This is a genomic window from Alteromonas sp. ALT199 (assembly GCF_018619335.1).
In the GTDB taxonomy this organism is placed as follows: domain Bacteria; phylum Pseudomonadota; class Gammaproteobacteria; order Enterobacterales; family Alteromonadaceae; genus Alteromonas.
Genome location: NZ_JAHHDX010000093.1, coordinates 82934 through 100642, shown reverse-complemented (window position 1 = coordinate 100642; position 17709 = coordinate 82934). Strand labels below are relative to the sequence as shown.

Sequence of the window (17709 nt, the reverse complement as noted above, 5' to 3'; positions counted from 1 at the left end):
GTTTGTTTAAGCGCTCATTTTAAATGCTAGCACTACATCCATTCACTGTTTCTGCGCTTACGCTTTGGTAGGTAAGTTAGCATCACGCCAAGCAAAATACCTATGCCGGCCACTAAACCGCCGCGCGTAAACCACATGACCAATTCGTCTTTGTCTGCGCTTTCAACCTTCGCCGTTAAACGAATAATTTGGGACGCTTGTTCGTCGTTGGTGGTCGTAAGTTTAGACACTTGCTGGCGCGCGTCGTTAAGCTGTTGACGAAGTCTGGCATTTTCTGACTGGGCAGCTTGAAGGCCACTTTGGCTTTTAGCAAGCTTTTCACTAACAATGGGCAACTGCTCTGCTTGCGACATAGTATTCGACACAAATTTACTTTCAACCCAGCCTTTACGACCTTCGTTATCGGTAATCTCCGTGAATTCAGCATCATTGTCGCGCGAAAGCACAGTAATAGGTGTGCCCGCTTCAATTGAACCTAAAATACGGTAGTTACGACCAGGTCCAGTATGCATGAAAATAAAAAGGTCATCTCTAATGTAATGTGAAGAAGACGCTTCTAAATCAGCGGTATCTTGTAGCGAAAATGCTTGAAAAGAGCATGCAATAAGGGCTGCTGCTAACCACTTTCGAATCATATGAAGTCCAATTTTAGAATTTAAAACGTGAAGATGGTATTGGTTGACCGCGATAAAGGCAAGTTTGTTCCACTTTTGTCTAATTTAAGCGACTTGTTTAACAGCAGCAACATTGCGAAAAGTGAGCGACAAAGGTAAGGTGTCAGCATCATAAGCTGTGCTTAGCGCAACCATGTCAGAAATAGAATTAAAATTTGTTACGGGTGACAATGCTCACCAAGCGTTTACTCAACGCGTGCTTCCTCTTTTCGAAAAAAACAGTATTCAAGTTAACTCTCACAGCGAAATGCGCCTTGAGAATGACTACTACGATACAGATAAGCTCGATTTTCAGAACAATAAAATGGGCTTTCGGGTTCGTGGCAATAATGGTGAATACGAACAAACACTAAAAACCAACGGCGAGGTAAGCGGTGGTTTGCACAAGCGCATGGAGTATAATGTAAGTCTCGATAACTCAAGACCCGATCTCACATTATTTGAGTCAAACGTTTGGCCGCAAAACTGGGATATAGTAGCTAAAAATGCCAGCTTATCTAAACAGTTCAGCACTCACTTTACACGCAATGCTTACGTGGTTGCTTTAGGCGATAGCGTAGTTGAAATTGTACTGGATTGCGGTGAAGCAAGTACGGACAAAGCGAGCTCCCCAATAAACGAAATAGAGCTAGAGTTGATGTCAGGAGATATCAACAGTTTGTTCTCATTGGCAGTGTTGATAAATGACAATATGCCGGTACGACTGAGTGATGTTTCAAAAGCCGCGCAGGGCTATCAGCTACTCCACGGCTTTAACGCAAAAATTCGTCATCTACCAGACTTTCTAGCGCTAGAGGACACTACCACCACAGAGGATGCGTTCTGCCAAGCGGTTCAAACCGCATTGGTTCATTGGCAGCACCATGAGCATGTGTTTTGCGAAAGTGGCTCAATAAAAATGTTAGCCGAAGTTGCTAAAAGTGTGCGTTTGTTACTTCAAAGTGTGTCGCTTTATTTGCCCGTTCTACAGTGTCCAGAGTTATTGGCTTTGCATAAAAAATTAGTGGCTCATGCGCAAAAATGGGGGTGGCAAGACGACTTACAAAGCTTGCGTTACTTGCTGTCTAAAAAGAGCATGTTTAACAAAACCCTAAGTAAGCACCCTGCAGTGGTGAGCTACCTGCAAGGACGACAAACAGGCTTGATGCAGGCACACGAGCCAGAGAAACTGTTTTTCGATAACGATGCTACCGACATTAAGATACTCGCTATAAGCCTTGTTCAAAATAAACCGTGGCAGACGGTTGCGACGGGTTTTGACCATCCAGTGCTAGATCACGCCAAGGGGTGGCTGTCGCAAGGATGGCAAACTGTGCAGCAGAGCATGCCGCTAAGCAAAACCATGGGGCCAGCGAATTACAGTGCTGTTGAGATCATGCTTAGACAAACGTTGTGGAGCGGCTTTTTGCTCGGTGACCTATTTGTTGAAGAGCGAGGTAATTTTCGAGCGCCGTGGCTAGACCTACTTACCGGCATTGATGAACTGAATGCCTTGCTCATGTTAAAGCAGTCAATTGACGATGCCGAAGTAGACTCTCACGATGAGGTGCGTAGATGGACAGCAGAGAAACTCAGTACGCTAATTCGAATTATGGAGCGAACGCGCACGGTAGCTATGCAACGTGAAGTCTACTGGTAAATTATGCCGGTGGGTACGTATTGCGTTAGCAATTTTTATCTCAAGGAAGAAGGCGCTGATGACTTCAAATTACTATGATTACTTACTTTATATATTACTAGGCGTTTATTTATTCTGTTTTGCACGCCTGTTCGTTCAGAAAGTAAATTTAAGCAGCATGCGCTGGTTAGTCGGCGCTTTTATTTGCTGGCCTCTCTTTATGCTCGATGAATGGCTAAGAGCAGCACATGCTACGTCATTAGCTGGTATGTATGGTTTATCTGACGTATTTGCGGTAATTGCTATTACCTGTTGCTATCGTGCGATAAAGCCTATGTTATTAGCTTACCCTACTGCTAGAAAGCGCCTTTGGTGGCCTGTTGTAGTAACGGCAATTTTTCAGTGCACCGTGCTTCTCATACCGGTAGATGACAAACAGCAGTGGCTTTCATCGTCGCCTAACGGCGAACCTTTACTGTTATGGCCTGCCTATTTCGCCTCACTCTTAACAGGCTTTAGCGTATTGCTGATTGGCATTCTTATCACCGAACATATTCAAATGTATCACAGGCATTTACCTGAGCAGGCGGTGGATATTAAAAACTTAAAAATGCCTAAACTCGCTGGTGTAATGGGAAGCTTAGTTGGGGTGGCATTTATGAGTATTTTACTTGTCACCGCGGCTACTTTTGGTTTTTTCCCCGTACCTTTTTGGGAAAGCTTTCACCATTTAATGATTGGATCTGCATTGTTGGTGGTACTTTTTTCACTGACATTTATTCGCCGCACTGCACCATCTCCGCTAGATTATGAGCGTCTGGATGAAGGTAAGGCAACGCCCTATGAAATAAGCAGTGTAATTTCTAAAGCAGAGCGCTATACCATTGAATCAAAAGCCTACAAAACACGTTTCCTGACGCTTAGTACGTTTTGCCAAGGGGCTGATATCGACCCTACATCTTTAGCCATAGCGCTTCAGCTTACTGAAAAGAAAAACTTCAGGCGGTTTATTTTTCATTACCGTCTAGAGTATGCGAAAAAAGTCCTGCTTCATAGCGATGCGAAACTAGACGCGGTAGCAAAACGCCTTGGCGTTAATTCAGAAAAATTCTTAAGCGAGTACCTTGTAAAACATTTGAATACTGCTCCTACAAAGTGAAGGGCGTTTTCAGTTCGCACGGCCTACATCAAACACTAAATGCATTGCGCAGTATTTGGTGGGTAAAGGTTTTGCGCAAGTAAAAACCTCGGGGGCGGGTTTTAATGCGCTGTCCCTCTGGTCCTAATGCGTCGGTAAGTACCTTTCCATTCGCCGCTTTGGGGCGAATATGCAAGGCTTCACCTTGTCGAGACGTGATTGACTCTACTTGTCCTGTCGCGATTTGCTCGACCAGTTCTTCCCAGTCTAGGCGAAGCAGACTGTCTTCTGCTTCGTTAGGTCGCCAATAAAAGCCTGTTGCTACCCGTCGGTGTGCTAGCGGAATGGCCCTATCTCCCTCTATGGGCAGCCATAATACCTGTTGTAGCTTATTTCGCACATTCGAGGTTTCCCACGTAATACCAGGCGACATCAAAAGGGGCGCAAAACAAACGTAAGTGGTTTCAAGTGGTGAAAAGTTAGCATCTATAGGGATAGTTTTAAGTTCTATTCCCAACTCAGGAAAATCCTGCTGTGGTTTTGATCCAGCGCTTGCCCCAAGCCATTTCTCAATTAGCATGCCCGGCCACCCTTTATGGCGCTGTAAATTAGGTGGAATGGCAATGCTCGCCATCTCAGCCAGTTCCCCCAGTGTCAAACCTGCAATAGCGTGACATCGCGCTAAAAGATGGTCCGGCGAAGGTGGAGGAGACGAAGGAGGCTGCATAAAGGTGGTTAATTCCTTGTTTGAAAGCTAAGGCGAACATTAAGACTATGATTGGAGCATAGTTTGTGGAAGAATGAAAACATATATAAGTATAGTGTGCCCGGGAGTCTATGTGATAGATGCCGATGGATTCCGTGCGAATGTGGGCATAGTGATTTGCAACAAAATGGGTCAAGTATTTTGGGCAAGACGTTATGGTCAACATTCATGGCAGTTCCCTCAAGGCGGAATTGATGAAGGGGAATCTGCTGAACAAGCTATGTACCGCGAGCTTCACGAAGAAGTAGGGCTGACACCGAAAGATGTCACTATTTTAAGTGTTACCCGTAACTGGCTTAGATATAAGCTACCGAAGCGATTAATTCGACAAGGCAGCAACCCTGTTTGTATAGGGCAAAAACAAAAATGGTTCTTGTTGCAGTTAGATTGCAACGAGAGTGATGTTAATGTGCTTAAAACAGGTCATCCTGAATTTGATGACTGGAGGTGGGTAAGCTACTGGTATCCCATAAGAAACGTTGTATCGTTTAAACGAGATGTATACAGACGAGTAATGAAAGAGTTCTCGCCTGTAGTTATGTCTGTGCAACATCGACCTCAACAGCGTCAAAATGTGGCTCCGCATAAGCGCGGTAAAAAACGCAGGCGCGGATAAAGGTGTGAGATGGTAAAAGTGTCAAATGCAGCGATGTGCAACAATAAGCGACGAGTAAACTGCGATTACACAAGGAAAAACCAGTGAGCCCTAAAAGCCAGCAAGGTGCAATGTTAACCACTTTGAAACGTATCGTGCAGGAAATGAATCAAATTTCTGCACTCGATACGGCTCTGTTTAGGCTGGCATCTCGTGTAAAGCACACGCTTGGCGTTGACTCATGCTCCATTTATCTTGCAGATTACGACACGCAAGAATTTATTCTTAAAGCCACTAATGGGCTCCATCCCGATGCGGTAGAACAAGTTCGCATTGGCTTTTCAGAAGGTCTAATTGGTTTAGTCGGTCAACGTGAAGAACCGCTTAATATCGTCAATGCGCACAACCACCCCAGATTCAAACACTACCCCGAAGTAAAAGAAGAAAAGTATAACGCTTTTCTAGGTACGCCTATTATCAATCAAAGGCGCGTACTGGGTGTTATCACACTTCAGCAATCTCAGATGCGACGCTTTAGCGAAGATGAAGAGGCGTTTTTAGTTACCCTCGCTGCACAGCTTGCGCTAGAGATCACCAATGCTGATATACGCGGCGCATTGACGTTATCAAACTCTAACGACAACATCGCGCGCCAAAAAAACGTTCGTGGTATCGCAGGCTCACCAGGTTTAGCTATTGGTAAAGGGGTCTCGCCAGATAAGTCTATCAACCTCAAAAACTGGGTGGTGAAGCGTACACAATCACCGCAAGAGCAAATTCAGCTTTACCGCAAAGGCGTTGAGGTAACACGAGGCCATGTTGATGCGCTATCCAATGGATTAGATGACGGCATTCCCGATGACGTTAAATCAATATTTCAGCTTTATCACCAACTACTAGATGCTAATAGTTTAGGACGTGAAGTAGAGGAAAAAATTCGTCAAGGCTGGGATGCGGCATCATCGTTGAAAATGGTGGTAGAGGGGTATGCCGCGCGCTTTCAGGCTATGGACGACCCTTACATGCAAGAACGCGCTATAGATATTGTCGATTTGTCAGACCGTATCTTAGCCAATATTTTGTATGAAGCGAACGGGCAGAAAGTTACCGAAAAGGTAATTACTGAAGCTAGTATTCTAGTGGCTGACGAGGTGTCAGCGCCAATGCTTGCGGAATTTCCACGGGATAAGCTAAAAGGGATTATCTCTATTCGTGGCTCGAACAACTCTCATGCTGCGATATTAGCAAGGGCCATGGGTGTGCCCGCAGTCATGGGCTGTCAGAACGTGACACCAGCGCTACTTGAAGACAAAGAAATACTGCTTGATGGTTATTCTGGCGAAGTCATTGTTTCGCCAGAACGCAATATTAAGACTGAATTTATTCAGCTTATCGATGAAGAATCGGCCATAACAGAGAAAATCGACGCAGAGGCAGACAAGCCGTGTGAAAGTGTTGATGGTTGTAGAATGTCTTTGTATATCAACGCGGGTCTTTCTGCTGAAGTAGAACTTAACGCCGACCAGATTGGCGCAGGTGTTGGATTATACCGTACAGAAATTCCTTTCATGCTGCGCGAGCGCTTTCCTTCGGAACAAGAGCAGGTCAAACTGTACCGCGAAGTCCTTGAAGCCGCGCCGTCATTACCCATCACTATGCGTACTTTGGATGTGGGGGGCGATAAGCCGCTTCCCTATTTTCCTATTAACGAAGAAAACCCGTTTTTAGGCTGGCGTGGTATTCGTCTTACCCTTGATCATCCCGAAATATTTTTGGTTCAAGTTCGCGCTATGCTTCGGGCAAGTGTAGGCCTAAGTAATTTACAAATTATGCTGCCAATGATTTCCACTGTGTCTGAAGTGCAAGAGTCTAAGCGATTAATCAATCAGGCGTTTTATGAAATATCTGACGAAATAGCAGAATCAGGGGAAACGCTCAACAAGCCGAAATTAGGAATAATGCTTGAAGTGCCGTCGGTATTATATCAACTACCTCAATTAGCCAAGCATGTTGATTTCTTTTCAGTGGGCAGCAACGATTTAACTCAGTACTTACTGGCTGTAGATAGAAACAACACGCGGGTGGCGGGACTTTACAATAGTTATCACCCGGCCGTATTAGGGGCACTTTACGATGTGGTTCAAAAGGCCAATCAAAATCAAGTACCTGTGACTATCTGCGGAGAAATAGCTGGGGAGCCTGCTGGTGCGCTGCTGCTTATGGGGATGGGTTATCGCCGTTTGAGTATGAACGGCTTTAACTTACGAAAAATAAACTGGCTTATTCGAAAAGTAACGCTTGATGAATGTAAGCAGTTACTATCGTTAGCGTTGACCTCAGTTAGCCAAGAAGAAGTGTTTGTGCACTTGAATCAATATCTTGAAACTAAAGGCCTAGGAGGCCTCATCCGAGCAGGTGCTTAACGAATGGACCCAATCGTTGTAATAATTGTCAGCTGCCTGATCTTAGGTTCTATTGTCGGTATTTTGGCTGGTATGCTGGGCATTGGCGGCGGCTTAATTATCGTACCCGCTCTGTCGTACCTAATGATTCACTTTCTGGGCATGACCACCGAAACGGTTATGCCTGTCGCTATAGCTACCTCTTTATCTACCATTATTTTCACTGGAATGTCGTCCGCTTTTGCTCACTACAAGCTCGGTAATATTCAACGTCACATTGTGCTTTATACGGGGTTGGGTATTGCGTTTGGCGCTATTGCCGGTGCGCAGGTAGCAAGCCATATATCCGGAGAGTTACTCAAAGATGTGTTTGCTGTTCTGGTGATATTAATAGCGCTGCAGATGATTTTTGGTAAACAAAAAGCTTCTGAGAACGAAGCCTCTAAAGTTTCGTTAATCGCTGTTGGTGGTGGTGCCGGTATGCTAAGTGCACTTATGGGCATTGGAGGCGGTGCATTATTGGTTCCTGCGTTGGTATGGTTCCGTGTTAATGTACGCGCAGCAATTGGCTGTGCTGCTTTTTGTGGATTAGTTATCGCTGTTTTTGGCACAACCAGTTTTGTTGTCGCTGGGTGGGGTGAGATAGATGTACCAGAATACAGTATGGGTTATGTTTATTTACCCGCTACAGCTGGTATTGTGGCCACCTCCATGTTTACCGCAAATATAGGTGCGAAGCTAGGGCAACGAGTAAATGTACGCGTGTTGAAAGCGATGTTGGCATGTTTACTTGTTTTAGTAAGCATTAGAATGATTTTAGGAATTGAATAATATAATGGAACAGAGCAGTTATCTGGTATTTCCCAGTATCGACCCCGTTATCTTCAGTATGGGACCACTAAGCGTACGTTGGTACGGCTTAATGTATTTGGTAGGTTTTATCGCCGCGTATTTGTTAGCGCAAAAACGCCTATCACAAACCAACTGGAGCCGAGAGCAGTTAAGCGACCTGCTTTTCTGGAGCTTTGTGGGCGTAATTTTGGGCGGTCGCATTGGCTATGTGTTTTTCTACCAGTTTAGCATGTTCTTAGATGACCCTCTGTATCTATTCAAAATTTGGGCAGGTGGAATGTCTTTCCACGGCGGCTTGCTAGGGGTATTAGCTGCCCTGTTTTGGCGCGCAAAGTGTATGAATACCACGTTCCTACGTTTAGGGGATTTTGTTGCACCTCTTGTGCCTATAGGTTTAGGTGCAGGGCGCATAGGTAACTTTTTAAATGCGGAGCTTTGGGGCCGCAGTACAGATGTGCCTTGGGCTGTTATCTTTCCTAATGCAGGTAATATTCCTCGCCACCCGTCACAGCTTTACGAGTTTGCTCTAGAGGGCGTGCTGCTGTTTATTATTCTATGGCTTTATTCCGCCAAAAAACGGCCAGTAGGGGCAGTGAGTGGCTTATTCTTGCTCGGTTACGGTAGCTTTAGGTTTATCGTTGAGTACTTCAGAGAGCCTGACGCTCATATTGGCTTATATCAAATGGGCCTAAGCCAGGGGCAACTTCTTTGTTTACCTATGATAGCTTTAGGAATAGGATTAATAGTCCGTGCATACATGCGCGGAAAAGACCGTGTTGAACAACAAAAAATATAAGAATAACGATGAAAGAATATCTCGCTCTCATGCGCCATGTACGTGATACGGGTGTGAAAAAGGAAGATCGAACTGGTACAGGTACGTTAAGTGTATTCGGCTATCAGATGCGTTTTAATTTACAGGAAGGTTTTCCTTTGGTGACAACAAAGAAGTGTCACCTTAAATCAATAATCCACGAACTACTTTGGTTCTTAAAAGGCGAAACAAATATTGCCTATTTAAAAGAGCATGGCGTAAAAATTTGGGATGAATGGGCTACCGAAGAAGGCGAGCTTGGCCCTGTATATGGTCACCAATGGCGTAGCTGGGATCGCGGTGACGGTACTTCGGTTGATCAAATTGCCGAAGTGGTTGAGCAAATTAAAAATAACCCTGATTCACGTCGTCTTATCGTTAGCGGCTGGAACCCTGCGGTCTTGCCTGATACTAGCTATTCACCAAAAGAAAATGCGGCAATGGGTAAGCAGGCGCTCCCCCCTTGTCATACGCTTTTTCAATTTTACGTTTTAGAAGGCAAGCTAAGCTGTCAGCTGTACCAACGTAGCGGTGATATCTTTCTTGGCGTTCCGTTTAACATTGCAAGCTACGCACTGCTTACCATGATGATTGCACAAGTGTGTGACCTAGAGCCGGGTGATTTTATTCATACGCTAGGTGATGCGCACTTGTATTCTAATCACCTTGAACAAGTAGAACTGCAGCTTAGTCGCGAACCGTTTGCGCGTCCTACTATGGAAATTAACCCAGATATTAAGGATATCTTTGGTTTTTCCTACGATGACTTTACGCTTAAAAACTACCAGTCACACCCACATATCAAAGCCCCAGTCGCTATTTAAGGAGTTACCATGAGTACTCCAATATTGATTTGCGATGATTCAGGCTTCGCAAGGCGACAAATGGCGCGTAGTTTACCCGATGGGTGGGATGTAGATGTCTCGTTTGCCGAGAATGGTGAAAAAGCCTTAGCGCTTATCCGAGAGGGTAAAGGCGACGTGGTTTTTCTCGACTTAAACATGCCGGTAATGGATGGCTATCAAACCATGGAAGCCATTCGTCAACAGGACTTGCCTTGTTTAGTTGTGGTCGTGTCCGGTGATGTTCAGGCGCAAGCGCGGGAAAAAATGCTTGCCCTCGGTGCTTTAGATTTCATTCGAAAGCCAATTGATAATGAAAAGCTTAGTCATATCTTAGCTTCCTACGGTATTTACAGCGGCGAGAGTCAATCTTCAGGTGCTAGTTTAGAAAAATCACTGGCACAGAGTGAGCTGAGTAACGCTCAACCCAAGACCGAAACAAGTAAAGAAGAGCAATTAGATGCGTGCCGTGAAATGGTGAACATCGCTATGGGGCGAGCCGGAGAAAACCTTGCTCAGTTGCTAGGTGAGTTCATTGATTTACCCATACCAAATGTAAACTTAATTGAAAGCAATGAACTGTCTATGGCAATAGCCGAAATTAATCGTAACGACAGTGTTTCTGCGGTTTCAAAAGGGTTTATTAGCGAAGGTATTAGCGGTGAAGCTCTGGTTATCTTTAACGATACTAACTCTCAGAATATTGTAGAGCTTCTAAAGTACCCGCCATCGGCGTCATCGGATAAATTGGCACTAGAAGCGTTGATGGACGTTTCCAATATTCTTATTGGCGCTTGTCTGAACGGCTTGTCTGAACAACTTGACGTCGCTTTTAGCCATACTCATCCTGTCTTGCTCGGGCAGCATCAGGGGTTATCAACGTTATTAAGTGATAACGTACAGCGTTGGGGGAAATTGATGGCCATTGAAATTGGATACGCAATAAAATCGAGAAATATCTCCTTCGACCTGTTGCTGCTGTTTCCTGGTGATGCAATGAATCACATTTACGTGCGATTGTTCGATGATGGTTTTGTAACACAAGGCAAGGAAAGTCAATGAATGCTTCAACTGGTGCATTAGCTGCAGGCGCTCTCGTTAGTTTATCTCACGTACCTTCGGAACTACTCGATTCAATTGAAGTAGGTATTGCGGTAATAGATCGCAACTTCAAAGTACAAGTCTGGAACAAGTTTCTTGAGAACCACAGTGCCAAGAAAGCGCACGCTATTATTGGTACCAGTCTGTTTTCTCACTTTCCAGAAATAGAAGAGAAGTGGCTTAGGACCAAAATTGACCCTGTATTTAACTTAAAGAGCCCTGTGTTTATCATTTGGGAGCAGCGACCGTATTTGTTTAAATTCGATTGTAACCGACCTGTTACTTGCGCCGCAGAGTCTATGTATCAGAACGTAACCGTGTTTCCTATTGTAGAAAAAAGCGGTCATGTAGAGCGGTTTTGTATGCTGGTTTACGATGTAACGGAGCAGGCTCTTGGTAAGCTTGGAATGGAGCATCTTAACGAAGAGTTGAAAACTGCAAGTCGAGTGGATGGTCTCACAGGTTTATTTAACCGTCGATATTGGCAAGAACGCTTCGATGAAATGCATAAGCTGTGTGTTCGAAGAGAAAAGCCGAGCACTGCCCTAATGTTGGATATCGATCACTTCAAGCGGATTAATGACACTTACGGCCATCAGGCTGGCGACAAGGTTATTAAAATGCTTGCTGCACTTATTAAACGTTGTGTGCGAGAAACCGATCTTGCGGGCCGTTATGGCGGTGAAGAGTTTGCTATTATCCTTAACGACTCAACAGTAGATGATGCGAAAGCGGTAGCTGAGCGCATTCGTCAATTTGCACAGCGTTTAGTAGTTGAGCACGATGACGAGTCGATAAATTTCACAGTAAGTCTAGGTCTTGCCCAGTTCTCTCCTGACTTTAAGGGAGCAATGACATGGCTTGAGTGTGCTGACCAAGCGCTTTACGAAGCGAAAGAAAAAGGTAGAAATCAGTACCGTGTCTATGGTTGAAAAGCTTCCTACGAAAGCGCGAGGCGCAAGGTGTTTTTCAGTTCTTGAAAGGTAACAGGCTTTACTAAGTGATATCGAATACCTGCTCGCAGTGAAGCTTCTTTATCGTTTCTGTGAGCGTTGGCGGTAAGCGCAATAATGGGAAGGTCAGGGTGACCTTCTTTCATTATTTTTGCGACTTCTAAGCCGTTAATATCAGGCAGGTTGATATCGAGTAATATACAGTCAAAGGCCGTCTCATTTACCCGACCTATTGCGTCGTCGCCCGTGTAGCTTACTGAAACATCGTGGCCCATAGTATGTAGCATGTACTCAACCATTTCTGCATTTATTGGCTCATCCTCTACCACTAAGATGTTCGCTTTGGTCAACGCTTTTACGGCCTTTGTGTTATTCCCTGTTAGCTGGTGGATGGCATCTACAAACCGGTTTCTGTCGATGGGCTTAACAAAACTCTGAAATATAGGTAGCTCACTTTTGGCGATAATATTGGCAATATCCGGTGTGGCAGACAATACGATGACTGGCGGTACGCGCTCCCCGTAAATGGCTGTGAGTGTTTTAACCAATTCAAGGCCGTTCATTCCAGGCATATACAAATCAGCAATAATTCCAGAGAACTGAAGCAGTTCTTCGTGGAGGTTTAAAAGGTTTGCGCCAGACGAAAATGTGCGAACACTAAACCCTTCTTTAGCAATAATGGACTGTAGGTGAAGCCTTGATATTTCTAAATCGTCGACAACCGCAAATTTAGCATTTGAAGGGGGCGATTTTACCAAATGTGAGCCTTCGAGAGGCTTAATAGGAAGTGAAATCTTAAACTCTGAACCTACATTTACAGTGCTGCTAACCTTTAATGTGCCACCAAGCTTATCAATACTGCGCTTGGCAACTGATAAGCCAATACCTGCGCCCGGATAGCGCTGGCTTTGTGGATGCTCTCCTCGATAAAAGCGCTCGAACATGCGCTTTTGCGTATCCTCATCAATGCCAATGCCGGTGTCATTGACAATGATTACTAAAAAAACGGCTTTGTTTTTAACCAATGTTGTGACCGCTACGTCAATCAACCCCGTTGAAGTAAACTTTACGGCATTATCGAGTATATTTACTATGGCTTTGGAAAAGAACACGGGATCGGTTTCAGCGTAGTTAGGTACGCTGTGACTGCAATGCATGTTGAGTTCGAGTTGTTTGTCTTTTACTTTAACTGAGAAAGGAGATATGCACTCGTCCAACAAGCTAACTAAGTCTACCTTTGAATACTGAAGGTCATCCTCTACGTGATTGTTAAGTATATCGGTAAGGTTATTCGTTAAATTAAGCAGTCGGTAGCTGGATTGCTCAGCTTGTCGAATTAACCTTGTACGCTGGTCTTCTAAGTTTGGTATAAGCTCTAAGGCACTAATTATGGCGCTAATCGGCGCCCTAAATTCATGGCTGATAAGCTTCAAAAACTCTTTATTTTGCAAGTCACCTTCATCATCGGCTATGGCGAGTCTTACCTTTGACTTATGTAGTTTTCGTAGAGATTTTCTTGGCGAATTTGTAGCAAAAAAACACGCACCCAGATACCCAAAAACCAAGGCTATTGCGCCAAAAAGTGTAGTGAGTAGCATTTTTTGTCGATGTGATTGAACACCGAGTATCAGTGCTTTTTCTTCTGCCTGCAGGGCATGTAGAAGAGGGAGTAAGCTAAATCCACCTTGCATATAACGCACTATCTCGTTGTTGGGCAATTCAATAAGCGTATGAAGTAATGTTAACGTGGTTTTGGCACTCTCTTGCACGGAATCTTTACTTAACGTCTTGTTCTTCTCGGTAAATTCCTCTTTAGATAGGGGGAGGAGAGCCGTGTCTGCCTTCCACCTGTATTGCAAAAATTGACTTATTTCTTGATAGTTGACTTGTAGCCGATACTTTAAAGCTGTGTAAGCGTGGTTGTCGTTTTGAACCTGAGTGTTAAATTGATTGATTCGATTCTCAGAGATAATGAGGTTGTCTTGTATATCGCTTTGTTGTTTTAGGTTAGCAATAAAAGATTGTTGTTTGCTGATTAACACAAGCAAAATCGAGATAACGACGAGAGCGAGTAATAAGGCAGTTACATTTACTTTTGAGAAGGTAAAAGCAGCAGAGTTTAATGGTTTGTGCTGTAGCGTGTCAGCTTTGTTTGAGCTCAACTATCTTCCTTGCAAATGTTTGCATAAATTGCCTTCTTTAAATGTAGGCAACTAACGCGAACTTGCAAGGAAACGTGAGTAAAGTTAGTGAAAATGTTTTATGGCGCTTCCACGCGCTTAATATGCTCCCTAATGGAATACAAAAAGCAAAGGCTAGGCACTACCATAACAGCCGTTAAAATGAAAAATGAACTCCAGTTTCCATTCAGACTGTCGACGACCAAACCGCTGCTCGATGCAACTAAGGTTCTTCCTGCGACACTTAACGAGGCCATGAGTGCATATTGAGTAGCGCTGAAAGCACGGTTACATAAAAGTGAAATGAAAGCGACCATTGCAACAGTGCTCCATGCTCCGGTAAAACCGTCGACTATAACGGTGATGGCTAATAGTGAAGTAGAAGGTCCGGTTTGTGCGATAAGAGCGAACATAAGGTTTGAAGCCGCCATAGCAACCCCCGCAATCATTAACCCCCGATAAATACCATAGCGAATGTTTACTAAGCCACCAAGAAGTGAAAATACAATTGTCACCCACCAATTAAGTAACTTTGAATACGTAGCAATGTCACTATTGGAAAAACCCACTTCTTTGTAAAAGACAATGCTCATACGACCTAGAAAAGCTTCACCAATTTTGAAAAGGAAAATAAACAGTAAGAATGAAGCGGCCAGCTTGATGCCATTTCGACTGAAGAACTCAGAAAATGGCGTAATTAGTGTTGTTCTCATCCAATTTAAAGCTGCACTGCTATTAGCGTGGGGAGAGGCTATCCTGTTAAGCAAAGCTTCTCTATCCACAATGGGCTCACTGGCTAAGCAAGTAGCTAGCGCCAAAAAAGCCATGATAGCGCCTAGCAATAAATAGATATCTGGCCATGTCCAAGAAGTTAGATCTGCCAAAAAAAAGGGGATGGCGCCAAGGCCACCATAGCCTGTCCACCACCCAGCAGTGGCCACAGACGAGGCGGCAGACATGCCATCTTTATCATCTTGTTCAATACAGTCAATGCGAAAACCATCAATTGCTATGTCTTGCGTAGCAGAGGCTATGGCAATTAGTAAACCGATTAATGCAACGTAAAACAGATCATTATCTGCGGTGAGCTGGGACATGGCCAAACATAGTAATACTACACCGCTCTGCATCAAAAAAATCCAGCCGCGTCGCTGCCCTAATAGTGGCGGCTTGAGTTTGTCAACGAGGGGCGACCAAAGAAAATTGAAAGAGTAGGTGGCGAAGATAATGCCGAATAAACCAATAGCTGAGCGCGATAAACCTTCATCTTTTAGCCATGCCGATAGTACGGAACCAATCATGATCCAAGGAAATCCGCTGGAAATGCCAAAAAGAAAAATAGTTAGATAGCGTTTGTCGTTGAATGTTTTTAATGCACTAAGCAATACTTCGGCCTTTGGCGGTAACTCAAAAGTATATTGAGCCACGAACCATTGTGTTTAGCAATAAAACTGTGAGGGCGTAATAAATAATTTATTGGCGATCAGAAAACTTTATGGTGTTAATCTAACCTGTATTCGGTGCGTGAAATTTAAGGGCGGATACCAACGCAGTCCAGAGGACAGTGCCCTAGGCCTTCTAGAAATTTGACACAGTTTGTTAATTCATCCACGAGAAACTGGTCTTTTGTCAATTTATCTTCATTCCAATAATGCACTTGGTGAAGTAAATGCCAAAAGACGCGCTCTTTTTGCGTATAAGGCTGCGTTAATTTGCACTCAATTTGTCCCCATTCTTCCATACTATCCCAAAAGAATAGTTCGATCTCCTCGATAGGAAGCTCTCCTTGCCAAAATGTTCTCAAATAGAAACACAGCTGTTTCGCTTTGTTATCTACAAAATTCTGAACATTCACAAGTAACTCAACCGTCTCTGTTTGCTTAGATTAGTATAGCCCATTACGTCATTACCACAGAACGCAAAACCGATTATTGGTCTCTTCAAAGGTAGGTAACTGTTTTGGATGTTAATTTAGCGTAAGCCTTAGACAAAAAAATTACCAGCCTAAGTGTCTTGTCCAACCTATGGTGCTATTTGCAACTAAATGAATATTTGAGGGTTTTTTAATTTTTCTTATACTAAAGGTTAAAGAGTTATTTGGTAGGGTTACTTGTCGGTAATGCAACTTTAGTTCACTTCTTGCTCTAACTTTCCTCTTCATCGCAGTGCTTGTTTCCCAATCGTTAAAATTACTAAGGGATAAATCAAGAATAGGAAAGCTGGCTTTTGCGATGGTATCAATCACTAAGTTATTTGTTTCTTTCTGTGGCCAAAATGGTGAAATAGCTACAAATGTGTCTGGCTGTAAATTGGTTTGCGCTTCTATTGCAGTAAGGTAAGCGGTTGCAAGCATACCTTGTGCAATGACCATTCGGTAGCCTGTTCTATCTTGTAAATAATTATCTAGAGCATTGAGTTGCAGTATTAGTGCAGTTGTCGTCAATTCAAAATCCAAGTACTGACCCAGTTGATTACTTCGAGGGTGAATGACTTGCGAGGTATCAGCCGATGGAAGGGCCTCTTGTGCTTCTGAACCTGAACCCTCTACCTCTCTGATCTTATCAATTGGCGAGTTTAGCGGTAAATTGAAAGGGCTTATTACTACATTCCAGCCTTTTTCCGCAAGCACGCTTGCAAGGCTATTTGCCTGCGCAAGAGTAAGGCTAGATGGAAATGGCTCTGTGAGCACTACAGCAACTCCCAAAGGTAATGGTGTTTGCGCTTCAATTTCTATAATTGGCGCTTCGACTTCTCCAATCATCAAAGATTTTACTTCGTCAGGTAGATAGGCATTACTGACATCTGTGAAAAAGTCACAGTGAGCAGTTGTAGGCAGCATCGAAATAATAACTGCAAATGTTAAAAGGAGAGCGTGCCTTGTCATAAAAAGTAGTTTGCCTTTAGCTATCATCGATATGGACAGCTTTGCTAGCATCAAATCCATTCATAAACCGAGTCGTTCTAGAAAGGTTATCGGCAAGTCACTTTAAAACTAAAATAATGTGTTTGAGCAGCATTACGTAGCGCGAAAACGCTACTCAATGCTTTCAGAAAGGGCTTTGGGTTGGTACAGGCTAAAAGGAATAGGGATGTGAAAATGCAGCCAATACCCACGAGTTGGGTGTGAGAAGCTCAAGCTTTCTGCATGTAGTTGTAGGCGAGAGGCCATAGATAGCGCTTCTTCATGGGCATAAAGTCTATCCCCCAAAATAGGGTGGCCTAAAGCAAGCATATGAACGCGCAATTGGTGAGAGCGACCTGTAATGGGATAAAGGGCAACTAAAGAGTAGGGCAAACCTTTTTCATCATGGGTACGCTCAATAACGTCAAAATGCGTTACTGCTTTCTTACCGCGCTCGAAGTCTACCATTTGCTTTGGTCTGTTAGGCCAGTCGCAAATAAGGGGAAGGTTAACCTCTCCACTGTCTTGAGCTACATGACCATGTACTCGGGCAAAATACCGCTTTTTAGTTTGTCGAAGCTCAAATTGTTTTGATATATGGCGATGACTATCTTTATTCAGTGCCAGCACTAAGATACCCGATGTCGCCATATCTAGCCGATGAACTACCGTGGCAGTAGGATATACACAGTTCACCCGGCTAATGAGCGAGTCGCGGTGCTCTAGGGCCTTACCAGGCACGCTCAATAGCCCACTAGGCTTATGCGCTACCACCATATCCTCATCTTTATACAAAATATCAAGATAAGGCGTCATAGGCGGGTTATAAACAAAACTCGGGTTTGCCATTATGTACTCGTTACTTCATTATC

The 17709-nt window shown here is 43.9% G+C and carries 16 protein-coding genes; 9 read left to right on the top strand and 7 right to left on the bottom strand.

Features of this window, described 5'->3' with window-relative positions; translation table 11 throughout:
• Positions 1 to 32 precede the first annotated feature (32 nt).
• Positions 33 to 635: a TIGR04211 family SH3 domain-containing protein gene (locus tag KL866_RS10620; protein WP_025256628.1), complete on the bottom strand. Its 603-nt coding sequence runs from the start codon at positions 633 to 635 to the stop codon at positions 33 to 35.
• A 172-nt stretch (positions 636 to 807) separates the two neighbouring features.
• Between KL866_RS10620 and KL866_RS10615 the strand changes: the two genes are divergently transcribed.
• Together KL866_RS10615 and KL866_RS10610 are read left to right on the top strand one after the other, a co-directional pair.
• Positions 808 to 2313 (top strand): inorganic triphosphatase, encoded by a 1506-nt coding sequence (locus KL866_RS10615; RefSeq protein WP_025256627.1) that lies wholly within the window; start codon positions 808 to 810, stop codon positions 2311 to 2313.
• A gap of 58 nt (positions 2314 to 2371) precedes the next feature.
• The gene (locus tag KL866_RS10610) at positions 2372 to 3451 is read left to right on the top strand and encodes an AraC family transcriptional regulator (RefSeq protein ID WP_025256626.1); all 1080 of its coding nucleotides are present in this window, start codon (positions 2372 to 2374) and stop codon (positions 3449 to 3451) included.
• A gap of 28 nt (positions 3452 to 3479) precedes the next feature.
• Here the strand turns inward: KL866_RS10610 and mutH are convergent, their stop codons facing one another.
• Positions 3480 to 4157 (bottom strand): DNA mismatch repair endonuclease MutH, encoded by a 678-nt coding sequence (gene mutH, locus KL866_RS10605; RefSeq protein ID WP_025256625.1) that lies wholly within the window; start codon positions 4155 to 4157, stop codon positions 3480 to 3482.
• Between the two features lie 112 nt (positions 4158 to 4269).
• On the opposite strand from mutH, the gene rppH reads away from it, so the two are divergent.
• From rppH to KL866_RS10570, 7 genes are all read left to right on the top strand, one after another.
• The gene (gene rppH / locus KL866_RS10600) at positions 4270 to 4812 is read left to right on the top strand and encodes an RNA pyrophosphohydrolase (RefSeq protein ID WP_025256624.1); all 543 of its coding nucleotides are present in this window, start codon (positions 4270 to 4272) and stop codon (positions 4810 to 4812) included.
• A gap of 110 nt (positions 4813 to 4922) precedes the next feature.
• Positions 4923 to 7214, top strand: a complete 2292-nt coding sequence (gene ptsP / locus KL866_RS10595; RefSeq protein ID WP_214994983.1) for a phosphoenolpyruvate--protein phosphotransferase — start codon at positions 4923 to 4925, stop codon at positions 7212 to 7214.
• A 3-nt stretch (positions 7215 to 7217) separates the two neighbouring features.
• On the top strand, positions 7218 to 8024 hold the full coding sequence (locus tag KL866_RS10590) for a sulfite exporter TauE/SafE family protein (protein WP_214994964.1): 807 nt from the start codon (positions 7218 to 7220) through the stop codon (positions 8022 to 8024).
• 4 nt (positions 8025 to 8028) lie between these two features.
• The gene (lgt, locus tag KL866_RS10585; RefSeq protein ID WP_214994962.1) at positions 8029 to 8841 is read left to right on the top strand and encodes a prolipoprotein diacylglyceryl transferase; all 813 of its coding nucleotides are present in this window, start codon (positions 8029 to 8031) and stop codon (positions 8839 to 8841) included.
• Between the two features lie 8 nt (positions 8842 to 8849).
• The gene (locus KL866_RS10580; protein WP_025256620.1) at positions 8850 to 9683 is read left to right on the top strand and encodes a thymidylate synthase; all 834 of its coding nucleotides are present in this window, start codon (positions 8850 to 8852) and stop codon (positions 9681 to 9683) included.
• Positions 9684 to 9692: 9 nt separating this feature from the next.
• Positions 9693 to 10763: a response regulator gene (locus KL866_RS10575; RefSeq protein WP_214994960.1), complete on the top strand. Its 1071-nt coding sequence runs from the start codon at positions 9693 to 9695 to the stop codon at positions 10761 to 10763.
• A complete protein-coding gene (locus tag KL866_RS10570) occupies positions 10760 to 11734 on the top strand; it encodes a sensor domain-containing diguanylate cyclase (RefSeq protein WP_025256618.1) in 975 nt (324 codons plus the stop codon). The genes KL866_RS10575 and KL866_RS10570 overlap by 4 nt, the downstream gene beginning before the upstream one ends.
• A gap of 8 nt (positions 11735 to 11742) precedes the next feature.
• Here KL866_RS10570 and KL866_RS10565 read toward each other — a convergent pair whose 3' ends face one another.
• The 5 genes from KL866_RS10565 to rluA form a co-directional block, all read right to left on the bottom strand.
• Positions 11743 to 13917: a response regulator gene (locus tag KL866_RS10565; RefSeq protein WP_214994958.1), complete on the bottom strand. Its 2175-nt coding sequence runs from the start codon at positions 13915 to 13917 to the stop codon at positions 11743 to 11745.
• 98 nt (positions 13918 to 14015) lie between these two features.
• Positions 14016 to 15362 carry an AmpG family muropeptide MFS transporter gene (locus KL866_RS10560; RefSeq protein WP_025256616.1) on the bottom strand — a complete coding sequence of 449 codons (1347 nt, stop codon included), beginning with the start codon at positions 15360 to 15362 and terminating at the stop codon, positions 14016 to 14018.
• A gap of 104 nt (positions 15363 to 15466) precedes the next feature.
• Positions 15467 to 15790 (bottom strand): hypothetical protein, encoded by a 324-nt coding sequence (locus KL866_RS10555; RefSeq protein ID WP_025256615.1) that lies wholly within the window; start codon positions 15788 to 15790, stop codon positions 15467 to 15469.
• A 141-nt stretch (positions 15791 to 15931) separates the two neighbouring features.
• Entirely contained in the window at positions 15932 to 16819 is an 888-nt protein-coding gene (locus KL866_RS10550; RefSeq protein WP_214994956.1) for a DUF3530 family protein, read from the bottom strand.
• A 150-nt stretch (positions 16820 to 16969) separates the two neighbouring features.
• Entirely contained in the window at positions 16970 to 17686 is a 717-nt protein-coding gene (gene rluA / locus KL866_RS10545) for a bifunctional tRNA pseudouridine(32) synthase/23S rRNA pseudouridine(746) synthase RluA (protein WP_214994954.1), read from the bottom strand.
• Positions 17687 to 17709: the final 23 nt, after the last annotated feature.

Bases quoted from the DNA above. Each gene is read 5' to 3' on its own strand.
- KL866_RS10620 (WP_025256628.1), bottom strand. From the start codon at position 635: ATGATTCGAAAGTGGTTAGCAGCAGCCCTTATTGCATGCTCTTTTCAA.
- KL866_RS10615 (WP_025256627.1), top strand. From the start codon at position 808: ATGTCAGAAATAGAATTAAAATTTGTTACGGGTGACAATGCTCACCAA.
- KL866_RS10610 (WP_025256626.1), top strand. From the start codon at position 2,372: ATGACTTCAAATTACTATGATTACTTACTTTATATATTACTAGGCGTT.
- mutH (WP_025256625.1), bottom strand. From the start codon at position 4,157: ATGCAGCCTCCTTCGTCTCCTCCACCTTCGCCGGACCATCTTTTAGCG.
- ptsP (WP_214994983.1), top strand. From the start codon at position 4,923: ATGTTAACCACTTTGAAACGTATCGTGCAGGAAATGAATCAAATTTCT.
- KL866_RS10590 (WP_214994964.1), top strand. From the start codon at position 7,218: ATGGACCCAATCGTTGTAATAATTGTCAGCTGCCTGATCTTAGGTTCT.
- lgt (WP_214994962.1), top strand. From the start codon at position 8,029: ATGGAACAGAGCAGTTATCTGGTATTTCCCAGTATCGACCCCGTTATC.
- KL866_RS10580 (WP_025256620.1), top strand. From the start codon at position 8,850: ATGAAAGAATATCTCGCTCTCATGCGCCATGTACGTGATACGGGTGTG.
- KL866_RS10575 (WP_214994960.1), top strand. From the start codon at position 9,693: ATGAGTACTCCAATATTGATTTGCGATGATTCAGGCTTCGCAAGGCGA.
- KL866_RS10570 (WP_025256618.1), top strand. From the start codon at position 10,760: ATGAATGCTTCAACTGGTGCATTAGCTGCAGGCGCTCTCGTTAGTTTA.
- KL866_RS10550 (WP_214994956.1), bottom strand. From the start codon at position 16,819: ATGACAAGGCACGCTCTCCTTTTAACATTTGCAGTTATTATTTCGATG.
- rluA (WP_214994954.1), bottom strand. From the start codon at position 17,686: ATGGCAAACCCGAGTTTTGTTTATAACCCGCCTATGACGCCTTATCTT.